11 protein-coding genes are annotated in these 15425 nt (G+C 58.1%); 3 read left to right on the forward strand and 8 right to left on the reverse strand.

All coding sequences use genetic code 11. From position 1 onward, the window contains the following. The 8 genes from QSJ80_RS13315 to QSJ80_RS13350 form a co-directional block, all read right to left on the reverse strand. On the reverse strand, positions 1 to 2703 hold the full coding sequence (locus QSJ80_RS13315) for a nitrate/nitrite transporter (protein ID WP_285764961.1): 2703 nt from the start codon (positions 2701 to 2703) through the stop codon (positions 1 to 3). A gap of 28 nt (positions 2704 to 2731) precedes the next feature. Beyond that, a complete protein-coding gene (locus QSJ80_RS13320; protein WP_285764962.1) occupies positions 2732 to 2977 on the reverse strand; it encodes a hypothetical protein in 246 nt (81 codons plus the stop codon). A 13-nt stretch (positions 2978 to 2990) separates the two neighbouring features. Continuing rightward, entirely contained in the window at positions 2991 to 3938 is a 948-nt protein-coding gene (locus tag QSJ80_RS13325; RefSeq protein WP_285764963.1) for a peptidylprolyl isomerase, read from the reverse strand. 9 nt (positions 3939 to 3947) lie between these two features. Continuing rightward, complete coding sequence (gene narI / locus QSJ80_RS13330; protein ID WP_285764964.1) at positions 3948 to 4715, reverse strand: respiratory nitrate reductase subunit gamma; 768 nt, start codon at positions 4713 to 4715, stop codon at positions 3948 to 3950. Between the two features lie 11 nt (positions 4716 to 4726). Continuing rightward, a complete protein-coding gene (gene narJ, locus QSJ80_RS13335) occupies positions 4727 to 5419 on the reverse strand; it encodes a nitrate reductase molybdenum cofactor assembly chaperone (protein ID WP_285764965.1) in 693 nt (230 codons plus the stop codon). Beyond that, positions 5419 to 6945 (reverse strand): nitrate reductase subunit beta, encoded by a 1527-nt coding sequence (narH, locus tag QSJ80_RS13340; RefSeq protein ID WP_285764966.1) that lies wholly within the window; start codon positions 6943 to 6945, stop codon positions 5419 to 5421. Before narH ends, narJ begins: the two co-directional genes overlap by 1 nt. A gap of 90 nt (positions 6946 to 7035) precedes the next feature. Then, positions 7036 to 10755, reverse strand: coding sequence for a nitrate reductase subunit alpha (locus QSJ80_RS13345; RefSeq protein WP_285764967.1), 3720 nt, complete (start codon positions 10753 to 10755; stop codon positions 7036 to 7038). 158 nt (positions 10756 to 10913) lie between these two features. Next, the gene (locus QSJ80_RS13350; protein WP_285764968.1) at positions 10914 to 11792 is read right to left on the reverse strand and encodes an AraC family transcriptional regulator; all 879 of its coding nucleotides are present in this window, start codon (positions 11790 to 11792) and stop codon (positions 10914 to 10916) included. A gap of 125 nt (positions 11793 to 11917) precedes the next feature. On the opposite strand from QSJ80_RS13350, the gene QSJ80_RS13355 reads away from it, so the two are divergent. Genes QSJ80_RS13355 through QSJ80_RS13365 form a run of 3 tightly spaced genes read left to right on the forward strand, consistent with a single transcriptional unit; the run spans position 11918 to position 15425 of the window. Further along, on the forward strand, positions 11918 to 13408 hold the full coding sequence (locus tag QSJ80_RS13355) for a CoA-acylating methylmalonate-semialdehyde dehydrogenase (protein WP_285764969.1): 1491 nt from the start codon (positions 11918 to 11920) through the stop codon (positions 13406 to 13408). A gap of 43 nt (positions 13409 to 13451) precedes the next feature. Then, positions 13452 to 14612: an acyl-CoA dehydrogenase family protein gene (locus tag QSJ80_RS13360; RefSeq protein WP_285764970.1), complete on the forward strand. Its 1161-nt coding sequence runs from the start codon at positions 13452 to 13454 to the stop codon at positions 14610 to 14612. Positions 14613 to 14633: 21 nt separating this feature from the next. Beyond that, positions 14634 to 15425, forward strand: a complete 792-nt coding sequence (locus QSJ80_RS13365; protein WP_285764971.1) for an enoyl-CoA hydratase — start codon at positions 14634 to 14636, stop codon at positions 15423 to 15425.

Here is a 15425-nt window from a genome sequence, read left to right on the forward strand (position 1 = left end):
TCATTTTTTCTGCCGCTCAATGTCATACAGCAACCCGCGACGGGAAGAGTAGTAATACCAGGTGAGCAACAGGCAGACGATATAGAAGACCAGGAAGCACCACAGTGCGGCGAGCGGACTGCCTGTCAGCTCGATCGATGTACCGTAGGACTTCGGAATGAAGAAGGCTCCGTAAGCCGCAATCGCACTGGTAAACGCAATAATGGCCGCACTCTCGCGCTCCACCTGGCGCATCAGGTCCTCGCCGCGCAGATTCGGCATCAAGCGGGGAATTTCACTGCCCATGATATTGGGGATCATCTGGAACGTAGACGCGTTGCCCACACCTGTGAGGAAGAACAAGGCCAGGAAAGACGCAAAGAATCCCCAGAAGGCCCCGGGCTGGTCGCTATTGGTAACGAAATGAATCACACAGTATACCGCGGCGATCATGCCAGCAAAGGTCCAGAAAGTAACACGCGCGCCGCCATACTTGTCCGAGATCCAGCCGGTTGCCGCCCGGCTGAGTGCACCCACCAGCGGCCCCAGGAATGCCAGCTTGAGCGCATTCACCTCGGGAAACTGCAGCCGCGCCAGCAACGGGAACGCTGCAGAGTAGCCGATAAAGCTGCCGAAAGTGCCCGTGTAGAGGATACACATCAGCCAGTTATGCTTGCGCTTAAAGATTACCGCCTGCTCGCTGAAACTGGATTTTGCTTCCGCAATATCATTCATGCCGAACCAGGCTGCCGCGGCAGAGAGCGCGATAAACGGCACCCAGACAAAGCCCGCGTTCTGCATCCACATCAGTGTGCCATCGTCGGCCTTCTGGGGTTCACCGCCAATGGCCCCGAATACACTGACCGTGATCACCAGCGGCACCACAAACTGCATTACGGAAACACCGAGGTTACCCAGCCCCGCATTCAGCGCCAATGCGTTGCCCTTCTCATCCTTCGGGAAGAAGAATGCGATATTGGCCATGGAGGATGCGAAGTTACCGCCACCCAGGCCACACAGCAATGCGAGGATCAGGAACACGATAAACGGCGTGTCCGGGTTCTGCACGGCATAGCCCATACCGATTGCGGGCAACAACAACGAGGCAGTGGAGAGTGTGGTCCACAGACGCCCGCCGAAGATCGGCACCATAAAGCTGTAAAAAATTCTGAAGGTGGCGCCCGACAAACCGGGTAACGCAGCCAGCCAGAAAAGCTGCGACGGATTGAAGTCGAAACCGATCGATGGCAGCTTCGCCACAACGATGGACCAGACCATCCACACGGAGAAAGCCAGCAAAAGCGCGGGAATCGAGATCCAGAGATTGCGGCGCGCGATCTTGTGACCGGTATCCCGCCAGAACTCTGGTTCCTCGGGACGCCAGTCGGTCAGCACCCGGGAATCTGCTTCAGCTGTAGCGGCCATCCGCTGTTCCGCAGCCAGCTCCTGGTCACGCTCCGGCCCGCCCGCTGCAATCAGTTTCTCTTCCTTGCCAATTGCATAATGCATCCAGACCAGCGAGCCAAGCACAACGGCAAAGAGAACGGCAAAGCAGCTGGTATAGATATGGGTAAGGTCCATCATCACCCCGAAGATGATGGGAAGGACAAAGCCACCGAGGCCACCAATCATGCCGACAAGTCCGCCCACCGAACCGACGTGGTGCGGGTAGTAGACCGGGATATGTTTATAGACAGCAGCCTTGCCCAGGCTCATGAAGAAACCGAGCACAAACAGGGTAACCACGAATGGCCACAGTCCCATCTCGGTGGCGAAGGTCAGCGGCCCTTCCTTGGTTTCAATGATGTACTGCGTGGGCGGGTAGGAGAGCATGAACAGCATCACAAGGGAAAAACCGAACGTCCAGTACATCACCGAACGCGCACCGAAGCGATCCGACAGGTGCCCGCCATAGGCACGGAACAGCGACGCCGACAATGAAAATGCCGCGGCGGCCATACCGGCAGTCTTCAGGTCTACCTCATACACTTCCACCAGGTAATTGGGTAACCACAGCGCCAGCGCAACGAAACCACCGAACACAAAGAAGTAATAGAGGGAGAAGCGCCACACCCGGATATCATTGAGTGGCTTGAATTGCTCGGCAAAGGATATGGGTTTCTTGCCTGCGGCCTTGTCTTCCACCAGTTTTGGATGATCCTTGGCGGAAAAATAGAAAATCACTGCCATCAATACCAGTGCCGCCGCCCAGACATAAGCAACTGCATGCCAGCCGAACGCGACCAGAACGAAAGGCGCCAGAAATTTGGTAACTGCCGCACCAACGTTACCCGCACCAAAAATGCCAAGCGCAGTACCCTGCATCTCCGGTTCATACCAGCTCGATACGTAGGTCACGCCGATGATGAAGGAACCGCCGGCCAGGCCGATACCAAGCGCGGCCAGCAGGTACATCGGGTAAGTACTGGCCAGGGTCAATAGCCAGGTGGCCAGTGCCGTCAGGAGCATCTGCAGGGTGAACACCAGCCTGCCGCCGTAACGCTCGGTCCATACACCCAGAATCAGGCGGGTCAATGAACCCGTCAGCACCGGCGTCGCCACCAGAACCCCGAACTGGAAGTCGCTCAGGTCCAGTTCTTCCTTGATCGCCACCCCGATGATGGAGAATATCGTCCACACCGCGAAACACGCGGTAAACGCGATGGTACTGAGCGTCAGCGCGCGGTTCTGGTCGGACCGGGTTACATTAGCAGGTAGAGTCATGGCGTCCTTCAACCATTCCGGTTAAACGTCAGGGGAGCATCAGGTAAATCGTGATCAGGATGCAGGCGATGGCCACAATGCCCCAGATCCACGGCCACGCACGGCCTTCCTTCCGGGACTTCACCGATACGCTGTCCATCGGGTCGTGGCCTTCCTGGTCAGGCCCGTAGGTTTCGTCCCGGACAATGTGCAGGTCCGGATTCAGACCCGGGTCTAAGTTAGCATCCTGGTCAGGGCTCTTGGCGCCCCTCGATGGGTCTTTGTCACTGGTCATCAGGCGATGCCTCTCACTCCGTTGCAGCCGGATCGATTTGTATGCCTTCGACGCGGCCCTTGCGGGCCAGCGCCACGATATAGTCGGATGCACTGTTTACCCAGGCCCTGGCCTCGAGCATGTCAGTGATCTTTTCCTGCGCCAGCTCGAACGGCAGTGTCTGCCCGGGAATCTTGTGCAGCAGACGCACGACGTGCCAGCCATAACGGCTGCGCACCGGATGGGAGGCCGTGCAGCCTTCCCGGAGTTGTTCCAGCACATCCTGCAGGGATTGAGTCAGCTCGCCGCGGCGAACCTGCCCCAGCACCCCACCCTGCTGCCCGGTGGGGCAGCCCGAATGTTTTTTTGCAGCTTCCGCAAACTGCGACTGGTCATGGCCAACTTCGCCAATCAGCTGTTGTGCCTGCATCTTCGCCGCTTGCCAGCCATCCTCGCTGTCCTCCGCCGGCTCAATCAGAATGTGTGCGGCCTCGAACAGGTCCGGCGTCCGGAACCTGTGCGTATTCTGATCGTAGTACCTCTGGCAGGCTTCCTCCGGTACCTCAGCTGCCGCAAGCTGATCCTCCAGCAACGCGCGGATATCTGCGTCTGTTTCGGTTTCAACCCGCTCGACGGAGTCGCTCTCCGGGCGCCCGGATATGCCCAGCCGGGCAGCCTCCTGTAGCAGTAGCTCACGGATGGCAAGGGCACGCGCCGCACTGACCCATGCAGATTGCGCATCTTCGGCGCGATGATTCTGCATCTCCCGTGCGATCTGGTCGGGAGATATTTCAATTTTGTTAACCCGCACCGGCCCGGAGATATCAATCTCCTGCTGCTGTGGTGGCGACCCGCCGCCGCAGCCGCCCGCCTGACACGCGGACGGCATCACCGGCTCAGAAAAGGAGACCGGATCCTGATAGCCGACCTCTTCCGGCGAGGCCTTGAGCTCTACATAACGAATAGCGTCATCTTTTGACATTGCAGACCTTTACTTCGGGGGTTCCGGGCGGGCAATCGGCCCCGCGTCCGGTGCCGCGTGACCGGGCACATTGGGCCGTGCCTCCCTGCCGAGACGACGGGAGCGAACCACCTGGTACCCCGGGCGCAACAGGTACCCGATGGGCGCACTCCAGATGTGTACCAGGCGGGAAAACGGTGTAACCAGGAACAGGGTCAGCCCCAGGACTATGTGCAGCTTGTATACCAGCTGTGCATCGATGATCAGGTCGGCCGCCTTGGGATCGAACGTCAGCACACCCTGCGCCCAGCCCATGAAGAGCACCATCGCACTGCCATCCATATGGTCGATGGTCCACAAAGTCGTGGCCAGTCCCAGGACAATCTGTAGCCACAGCAACAGCAGGATAAGGATGTCCCCGGTAGAGGAACTGCGCCGAATCCTCGGGTCGAACAGGCGCCGGTGGAGCAGCATGCTACAGCCGATAAATGCCAGCACGCCGGCGATACCCCCGACCACCAGAGCCATCAGCTGCTTGAAACCATGGCTGATACCGAAGTAGTCGAAAACGCCGATCGGCGTCAGCAACCCGACGAAATGACCGAACAGCAGAATCAGCACGCCGAGATGGAACAGGTTGGAACCGACCATCAACTGCTTGCGACGCAGGAACTGCGAAGACTGGGAACGCCAGGAATACTGCCCCTTGTCAAACCGGATGATACTGCCCAGGATCAGAACCGTGAGCGCGACGTAGGGATACCAGCCAAACAACAGGTAATTGATGACATCAGCCATCGGTGCACCTCTTAATTATCACTCGAACTTACGATCAACTTGCCGGCCGCCTTCAACCTGGAAACCAGGCCGCTTTCCGGCTGCATGGTGGGCGGCGCAGAGAAAGTGACAGGCTTCTCCTCCCACTCCTCGTCTGCCGTGGGCGTGTCAGCGGTCCGCTCGCGTTGCAGCAACTCCTGCACCGCTTCCATATCCGGCTTGTCCCCGGCCAGGTAGGTAAGCAGCTGGAACACTCCGGCATAGTCAGAGTCCCGCTGCTTCAACCGCTCCTCCAGCGCCACAAAAACATGCGCCGGATGCGACAACCAGTCCCGCCCTTGCTCGATGGGCAGGCAGGAAACAAACTCCAGGAACAGCGGGATAAAGTCCGGCAGTTCTTCTGTAACCATGTAAAAACCGTGCTCGGCATACTCCTCGCCCAGGTTGATCATGGCCTGGCCTCGCTCACGGCTTTCGCCATGGATGTGCTCGAAGACATGCAGGGACAGAGCCCTGGAACTGTCGAACAACCCGGAATATTCGATTTGCAGGTCCAGCAGTGAAGACTGCTCTATCCGCTGCAGCAGCGGCATAATCGCAGCGCGGTCACGCTTTTTCAGCAGCGGCTCGGTCTCGATGACCTGCCGCAACTCGGCGATATGGGTTTTCAGCGGTCCGCCGGGGTAGCTCAGCAGCATCGCCAGCGCACGCAAAGTACTTTTCATCAGGAAACGTCCGTGTAGGGTTTGGGCGGCATGCGTTTGGGGCCGCCGAAAATGTCCTTGTGCTTGCTCTTGCCATTGTGAGGCTCGGTAAAGGCAAAGCCCGCGTTCCCCCGGAGGTTGTAGGCGTTCTCATCCCACTCGCGGTGGTTGGTGGGGATCACATAGCGATCCTCATACGCCGCCAACGCCATATAGCGATACATTTCCTCGATGGCATCGCTGTCGAGGCCCACCGCCGTGGCAATCGCTTCGTTGGTTACGCCGTCCACAGTCTTGCTGCGCATATAGGCGCGCATGGCCAGCATTCTTTCCAGCGCCTTCGCAACCGGTGCTTCATCTCCCGCCGTCAGCAGGTTGGCGAGATAGCGCAACGGAATCCGCAGGGATTGCACATCGGGCATGCCGTGGTTGACAGCAATCTTGCCAGCCTCTGCGGCGGACTGTATTGGTGACAGTGGCGGGATATACCAGACCATGGGTAGGGTGCGGTATTCCGGATGCAGCGGGAAAGCCACCTCCCAGTCCATCACCATCTTGTAGACCGGGGACTCTTGCGCTGCGTCCAGCCATGCACGGGGTACCCCATCCCGGTAGGCCTGCGCCTGCACTTCCGGGTCACTCGGATCCAGGAAAATTTTGCGCTGCGCTTCGTACAGATCCTTCTCGTTCTCGACCGATGCAGCTTCCTCGATCCGGTCTGCGTCATACAACATCACACCAAGATAGCGGATCCGCCCAACACAGGTTTCCGAACAGACCGTCGGCATGCCGGCCTCGATGCGTGGATAACAGAAAATACACTTCTCGGACTTTCCGCTGGACCAGTTGTAGTAGATTTTCTTGTAGGGGCAACCGGAAACGCACATGCGCCAGCCCCGGCACTTGTCTTGGTCGATCAGTACAATGCCATCCTCTTCGCGCTTGTAGATGGCGCCCGACGGGCAGGACGCGACACAGGACGGGTTCAGGCAGTGCTCGCACAGGCGCGGCAGATACATGAGAAAGGTCTTCTCAAACTGCCCGTAAATCTCTTTCTCTATGCCGGAAAAGTTATAGTCCTGGGAACGCTTCCTGAACTCACCGCCAAGATCATCTTCCCAGTTACCACTCCATTCGATTTTCTTAAGGACCTCCCCGGTCACGAGAGAGCGTGGCTTCGCCGAGGGCTGCGCCTGCAGTTCCGGTGCTTTCTGTAACCAGTCGTACTCGAACGTGTAAGGCTCGTAGAAATCGTCGATTTCCGGCAGATCCGGATTGGCGAAGATATTTGCCAGGAAGCGCCACTTGGAGCCCCCTTTTGGCTGAATTTTGCCGTTCTTTTTGCGGATCCAGCCGCCGTTCCAGCGCTCCTGGTTTTCCCAGTCTTTCGGATAGCCTACGCCTGGCTTGGACTCGACATTGTTAAACCATGCGTATTCGACCCCCTCACGGTTTGTCCATACGTTCTTGCACGTAATTGAACAGGTGTGGCAACCAATACACTTGTCGAGATTCAACACCATCCCGATCTGCGCTCGGACCTTCATCGCACCTTCCTGTGCCGCTGTGGCTCGAAACCTATTTCCATTTTTGCCAGAACCGTTTACTGGAAAACGGCCTGGCGCTACCGGCAGGGCTCACTTTTCGAGCGCCTGCACTTCCTTGTCAAACCAGTTGATTTCATTCATTTTCCGTACAATGACAAACTGGTCCCGGTTGGCACCGACGGTGCCGTAGTAATTAAAACCCCACGCCATCTGGCAATAGCCGCCGATCATATGGGTCGGCTTCATATTGACCCGCGTCACTGAGTTATGGATACCGCCGCGCTGCCCGGTCACTTCCGAGCCCACGGTATTCACGATTTTTTCCTGTGCGTGGTACATGATGGCGGAGCCGGGCATGATCCTTTGCGATACGATGGCGCGGGCTGTCAGGGAGCCGTTGATATTGAAGGCTTCGATCCAGTCGTTGTCTTCGATACCGGCTTCCGCCGCGTCATCCTCACTGATCCAGACAACCGGCCCGCCCCTGCTGAGGCTCAGCATGATCAGGTTTTCCGTGTAGGTGGAGTGAATCCCCCACTTCTGGTGTGGCGTCAGGATATTCAGCTGGATTTCAGGGTTGCCGTTGGACAGCTTGCCCATTACCTGCTTCACAGAGCGCGTGTCGATGGGCGGGCGCCAGGTGACAAAGCCCTCACCGAAAGCCAGCATCCAGGCATGATCCATATACAGGTGCTGGCGTCCCGTCAGGGTCCGCCAAGGAATCAACTCATGCACATTGGTCCAATTGGAGGTATAGGAAACATGCTCGCTTTCTATACCGGACCAGGTCGGCGAGGAGATGATCTTGCGCGGCTGCGCAACCACATCACGGAAGCGGATCTTTTCCTCCTCCTTGCCTTCCGCCAGATGATGGTGATCCCGGCCTGTACTCTTGCCCAGGGCTTCCCATGCCTTGACGGCCACCTCGCCGTTGGTTTCCGGGGCCAGCATCAGGATGGCTTCGCAGGCTTCAATATCAGTCTCGATTTTGGGGCGCCCGGCAAAGACGCCGTCCTTGTGCACGCCATTCAGTTCGCGAAGGTTCTTGACCTCGGTTTCCGTATTCCAGCTAAGGCCCTTGCCGCCATTACCCTTGCTTTCCAGTTCCGGCCCCAGGCTGATAAAGCGCTCATAAGTCTGCGGGAAGTTGCGCTCCACCACCGCGATATTTGCCATGGTGCGCCCCGGTACCGGCTCGCACTCGCCGCGCTTCCAGTCCAGTGGCTGGTAAGGCTGGGCGATCTCCCCCGGCGTGTCGTGCAGGATCGGTGTCATCACCACATCCTCCTCCACGCCAAGGATTTCCGGGCAAACTTCGGAGAATTTCTCGGCAATGCTCTTGAAAATTTCCCAGTCGCTGCGACATTCCCACACTGGTTCAACCGCTGCAGTCAGCGGGTGAATAAACGGATGCATGTCAGAGGTGTTGAGGTCATGCTTTTCATACCAGGTTGCCGTTGGCAGCACGATGTCGCAGTAGAGACTGGTGGTCGACATCCTGAAATCGATATTGACCATCAGATCCAGCTTGCCGCTGGGCGCCTCTTCATGCCAGGCCACCTCTTCCGGCCGGCCCGCCTCGTCGCTGTTTTCCGTACCCACCACACCGTGCAGAGAACCCACGAAGTGCTTCAGGAAATATTCATGCCCCTTACCACTGGCCCCCAGCACATTGGAGCGCCAGAAGAACATGTTGCGCGGCCAGTTTTCCGGGCTGTCCGGGTCTTCGCAGGCAAATGACAGTTCGCCGGATTTGAGCATCTCCGGGATGGCCTCCGCGGCCTTGACGCCGGCTGCTTTAAGCTTCTTCGCCAGCGCGATCGGGTTTTCCTTTAGTTGCGGCGCCGAGGGTAGCCAGCCCATCCTCTCGGCGCGCACGTTGTAGTCGATGATGGATTGATGCCAGTCCCCCTCCGGCGCGAGCGGGGAGAGAATGTCCGAGACCTTAAGAGATTCGTAACGCCACTGGTCAGTGTGGGCATAGAAGAACGAGGTACCGTTCATCTGCCGTGGCGGGCGATTCCAGTCCAATGCAAATGCCAATGGCAGCCATCCGGTCTGAGGGCGCAGCTTTTCCTGGCCAACATAGTGGGCCCATCCGCCACCGGACTTACCGCAACAGCCGCACATCACCAGCAGGGAGATGATGCCGCGATAATTCATATCCATGTGATACCAGTGATTCAGGCCGGCCCCCAGAATCACCATGGAGCGTCCTTCCGTCACCTCCGCATTGGTCGCGAATTCCCGCGCGACATGGACGATGTCGTCGCGGCGCACACCACAGACGGATTCCGCCCAGGCAGGCGAGAAGGGCACGTCATCGTCAAACGTAGTCGCGACATTGTCGCCACCAAAACCGCGATCCACACCGTAATTCGCCAGAAACAGGTCAAAGGTGGAAGCGACTCGGCAGGGGCCCTCTTTCAGATCCACCGTCATCACAGGAATCCTGCGTTCCAGTACCTCATCATGCGCGGTGCTGTTGAAGGTCTCCGGTGCCTCACCCCCGAAGTACGGAAAGGCCACCGCTTCCCGTGCGTCGGTAACCGCGTCCAGGCTCAGGCGCAGGCGCGTATCGTTGCCGGCGCCGTCTTTCTCCTCGAGATTCCACTTACCCTGCTCTCCCCAGCGAAAACCGGCACTGCCGGCAGGACAGACGATCTTTCCGCTCTTTTCATCGAACGCCACCGGCTTCCAGTCCGGGTTGTTGCTTTCGCCCAGCGCGCCATCGAAATCGGCTGCGCGCAACAGCCGGTCTGGCACCAGCCGCCCGTCGCGTTCCACCAGCTTGACCAGGAATGGCATGTCCGTATAGCGGCGGGCATAGTCGTCAAAGTACGGCACCTGGCGCTTCACATAGAACTCGGTAAGCACTACATGACCCATGGCCAGCGCCAGCGCAGCATCAGTGCCCTGCTTGGGGTGCAGCCAGATGTCCGCAAACTTGGACGCCTCGCTGTAGTCCGGCGACACCACCACGCTCTTGGTGCCCTTGTAACGCACCTCGGTATAGAAATGCGCGTCCGGTGAACGGGTCTGCGGAATATTGGAACCCCACACCAACAGGTAACCGGAGTTGTACCAATCGGCGCTTTCCGGGACGTCGGTCTGCTCGCCCCAGGTCTGCGGTGACGACGGCGGCAGGTCGCAATACCAGTCATAGAAACTGAGCAGCACGCCACCGATCAGGGACAGGTAACGGCTGCCTGCGGCATACGACACCATCGACATGGCCGGAATCGGGGAGAAGCCCGCAACCCGGTCCGGGCCGTATTTTTCGATGGTATAGGCGTTTGCAGCGGCAATCAGTTCGGTGATCTCACTCCAGCAAGCACGCACGAATCCACCGCGCCCGCGCCGGGAAATCCAACTATCCCTCGCCGGCGATTCGACGATACTGCGCCACGCAGCCACCGGCGACATTGATTTGCGCGCTTCGCGCCACGCCTCGATCATCTGCGCACGAACCAGCGGATACTTGACCCGGGTGCCGGAATACAGATACCAGCTGTAACTGGCGCCGCGCGGGCAGCCCCTTGGCTCGTGGTTGGGAAGATCGGGGCGTGTGCGCGGGTAGTCCGTCTGCTGGGTTTCCCAGGTAACGATTCCGCCCTTTACATAGATTTTCCAGGAACAGGAACCGGTGCAATTTACGCCGTGGGTAGAGCGGACGATCTTGTCGGCTGCCCAGCGCTTGCGATAGGCGTCTTCCCAATCGCGCGATTCATCGGTTGCGATGCCATGTCCGCCAGAGAAGGATTCGTTTTTTTGACGAAAGAACGTTAGACGATCGAGGAAGTGACTCATCGGCGGCCTGTCCGTGGAAATTTGTTTTAAATAGTCAACAAAAAACCTAGTTAGGCACTTTAGTACTGTCAAAGCGGATCGGGGTCGAAATAAAAAAATGCACCGGAAGCAACCACAGCCGCGATATCCCGGGCCAGCAACACTGCCACTTCAGTGTTTCAGCGATGGGTAGACTGCCGATACATTGAGGGCGCCAGTCCTGTCGTCTTTTTAAAGAGTCGCGAAAAATACAAGGGGTCATCGTAACCCAACTGGTCGGAAATCTGCCCGACACTCAGGCCAGTACTGTCCAGCAGGTAGCAGGCGTGCTCGATCTTCAGATGCGCAAAGTGCTGCAACGGCGTATATCCGGTCAGCTCCTTGTATTTGCGGGCGAAGTGATACTTCGAGAGGTTCCCCACAGCAGCCAGTTCATCCAGGGTCAGGACCTGATCAACGTTCTCCAGCATGTAGCTGCGAATGGCCTCGAAATCGAAATTCTTCTGCATCCTGACGCGTTTCTTTCTCAGACGCGCCAGCAGGGTCAGGATCTGTCGAAGCTGGTTCGCGCAATGCACGAATGCGGTCTTGCCATAACCGGTTCTGGCGATACTGAGCAGGGACTTGAAACTGGAAACCAGAGCCGGATCAGCAGTCCCCTTGAGTACAGGCAGGTTATCCAGCAGACCGATGTGGCGAACAAATTCTTCAGCAAGCTGTCCCCTGAAATGACACCAGAAGATACTCCACGGCTCAGAGCTATCCGCATGATACTTATGCGCCATTCCGCGTGGCAGCAACAGAATATCCCCCTGCCCCACCGATCCCCTGAAGTGGTCGGTGATGACCTCACCCGAGCCTTTCTCGCAATAGATCAACAGAAAGTCATCATGGCTTGCGCGACTCATTGCATGCCCTTCTGCCCTTGGGTAGTACCCGATTGCTGTCGGGTAGCACTCCCGTGTCAATACATGCCTGTCGAGGTGGTCGAGGATGAATCGGGGCACCAAAAAGCGCAGTCCCTGTTCCGGTAGCGGCCATGCCGATGGCTTACTCATAGCGTGTCGTTCTTTTTGTTGAGCTAACAGCAATATAATCCATATATCGCGCAATTTATTCAATGGCTGCCTCAACCAGGTTCGATAAAGTGCTGGTAAAACCATTCAAATAAATGAGGCAAGTCATGACCGCACAGGTGCCAATGCTGATTGATGGAGAGTTCATCCAGAGTGCGTCAGCCGATAAACAGGATGTTGTAAACCCCGCCACCCAGGCGGTGATCGCACAGGTCCCTTTTTCAACGCCTGAAGAGATAGATGCTGCCGTCGCCGGTGCGAAGGCCGCTTTTATGGAATGGCGCAACACACCCGTACCACAACGCGCGCGACTGATGCTTCGCTACCAGCAGCTGCTCAAGGAACACCAGAAGGAAATTGCCGAAATTCTTGCGGAAGATAACGGCAAGAACCTCGAGGATGCCATGGGGGACGTCTGGCGCGGCATAGAAGTGGTTGAACACGCCTGTAATGTACCGTCTCTGCTGATGGGCGAAACCGTGGAGAATGTTGCGAACGGCGTAGACACCTACAGCCTGGTTCAGCCCCTGGGTGTCACCCTGGGTATCACCCCGTTTAATTTCCCGGCCATGATCCCACTGTGGATGTACCCGATGGCGGTGGCCTGCGGCAACGCCATGATATTGAAACCTTCGGAACAGGTACCCATGGCCACAGTCAGGCTGCTGGAGCTGTTCCAACAGGCTGGCGCGCCCAAGGGCATCGTGCAGATGGTGCATGGCGGCAAGGCGCAGGTGGATCAACTGATCAACCATCCGGATATCGTCGCCACATCGTTTGTGGGCTCCGTCCCGGTCGCCGAACACGTTTACCGCAGCACCACCAACCTGTTGAAGCGCTCGCAGTGTTTCGCCGGCGCCAAGAACCATATGGTGGTCATGCCCGATGCCGATAAGGAAACGGTGATGAATACACTGGTGGGCGCCACTGTTGGCGCGGCGGGCCAGCGCTGCATGGCGATCAGCGTAATTGTCTTTGTCGGGGAAACCATAGAATGGGCAGGCGAACTGGCGGAGCGTCTCAAATCAATCCGCCCCGGGGTCTGGAACGATCCGGATGCTGCCTACGGCCCCCTTGTCAGCAAGGCGGCCAAGGCTCGGGTCGAACAACTGATCCAGAGCGGCATCGACCAGGGCGCAACCTGTGTGCTCGATGGTCGCGACATCAGAATCGAGGGATATCCTGACGGCAACTGGGTGGGCCCCACCCTGTTTACCGACGTCAACACCGAAATGGATATCTACCGCGAAGAAATTTTTGGGCCGGTGGTCTGTTGTGTAAGCGCGGATAGCCTCGACCATGCTTTACAGATCGTGAATGACAGCCCCTACGGCAACGGTACCTCCATATTCACCACTTCCGGCGTCAATGCACGGCGCTATCAGCACGATGTCCAGGTTGGCCAGGTGGGCGTAAACATCCCGATCCCGGTCCCCCTACCCTTCTTCTCCTTTACCGGGTGGAAAAAGTCTTTTATGGGCGACCTGCATGCCTACGGAAAACAGGCGGTACGCTTCTATACGGAAACGAAAACCGTGACCGCTGCCTGGAAAGAAACAAAGGTTTCTGCACCGAATATGAGTATCGCACTGAAGTAATGCTCCGGTTTCGGCTTGATACAGCGTACCCGACGAGGAATACATGGACTACGAACTGAATGAAGACCAGAGGGCCTTTCAGGAAACCGCACGCAGGTTCGCGGAGAGCCAGATGGCACCCCACGCGGCCAGGTGGGATGCAGAGCATATTTTCCCGAAAGAGCTGTTTATCGAGGCGGGCGCACTGGGCTTTATGTCTCTGTATGTGCCGGAGCAAGACTGTGGCATTGGCCTGAGCCGACTGGACAGTGCGCTGATCATCGAGGAACTGGCCGCGGCCTGTACCTCTACTGCGGCCTTTATCAGCATTCACAATATGGCGCTCAATATGCTCGCGCGCTATGGAAAGCCTGAGCTGAAAGCACAGTGGTGTGAGGTACTGGCAACCGGCCAGCAACTGGCAAGCTACTGCCTGACCGAGCCGGGCGCCGGATCCGATGCCGCTTCACTGGCCACAAAGGCTGAACGCGATGGCGACGACTATATCGTCAACGGCAGCAAGTGCTTTATCTCCGGCGCCGGAGAGACCGATATCCTGGTCACCATGGTGCGTACCGGCGAACCCGGCCCCAAGGGGATAAGCTGCGTCGCGATACCCGCAGATTCTGCAGGCATTCACTTCGGCAAGCCCGAGGAAAAACTGGGCTGGAACAGCCAGCCCACATGCACCATCACTTTCGAAAACGTGAGGGTACCGGCCGATAACCTGCTGGCAGAGGAAGGCGCAGGCTTTGGCCTTGCCATGGAAGCCCTCGATGGCGGCAGGATCAATATCGCCGCCTGCTCCGTGGGTGCAGCCCGGGCCTGCCTGGAAATGACCGCGGCCTATGTGCAGGAACGGAAGCAGTTCCGCCAGGCAATCGCCGATTTCCAGAATACGCAGTTCAAACTGGCTGACATGGCCACTGACCTGGTGGCCTCCCGCCAGATGATCCGCCTGGCCGCTTCCAAGCTAGACCGCAAACTGCCGGACAAGACCGCTGTCTGCGCCATGGCAAAGCGTTTTGCTACCGATGCCTGCTTCCGCATATGCGATGACGCGATTCAGTTGCACGGCGGCTACGGTTATGTCCGCGAATACCCGATCGAACGCTACTTCCGCGATACGCGCGTGCACCGGATCCTGGAAGGCACCAATGAAATCATGCGCCTGGTGATTGCGCGTCGATTGCTCTCCGAGCACCGCGACGCGCTGATCAGCTAACAACCAGAGAAACGAAAAACCATGGACAGCATAAGCCCTACCGAAAAAGTTCTTGTCGAGCTTCGTGAGCACATTGCAGTAATCACCATCAACAACCCGCCAGCGAACACCTGGGACGTCGAAAGTCTCAGCGGTCTCAAGACGATCATCAATAACCTGAATGCCCTACCGCAGATCAGCGCACTGGTCATACATGGCCAGGGCCAAAAGTTCTTCTCTGCGGGTGCGGACCTGAAACAGTTTGCCGAGGGCGACAAGGTCCTGTCCGCGGAAGTCGCGCGCCTGTTCGGGGAGGCTTTTGAAACCCTGGCTGAGTTTCAGGGTGTCTCCATTGCCGCGGTCAACGGCTATGCGATGGGCGGCGGCCTGGAATGCGCGCTGGCCTGCGATATCCGGATCTTCGAGGAGCACGCCCAGGTCGCCCTGCCCGAAGCCAAGGTCGGGCTACTGCCCTGCGCCGGCGGCACGCAACGGCTGGGCTGGCTGGTGGGGGAAGCCTGGGCTGCACGCCTGATCCTGTGCGGGGAACGCATCGACGCTGCCACAGCGGAAAAAATCGGCCTGACCCAACAGGCGGTGTCCAGTGGACAGGCACTGGAAACGGCACTGGTCCTCGCACAGGGCGTCGCGCAACAGAGCCCGGATGCGGTAAAAGCCTGCAAACGCCTGCTCTCGCAGGCGCGGGAAAACGCGCTCGCGGCAGGATTGAAGTCGGAACGGACGAATTTCGTCGACCTGATCGGCGGCGCCAACCAGCGCGAAGGTACCCTCGCTTTCCTGGAAAAGCGCAAACCCGATTGGAAACAGGGCTGA

This window comes from Biformimicrobium ophioploci (assembly GCF_030270605.1).
Classification (GTDB): Bacteria; Pseudomonadota; Gammaproteobacteria; order Pseudomonadales; family Cellvibrionaceae; genus Biformimicrobium; species Biformimicrobium ophioploci.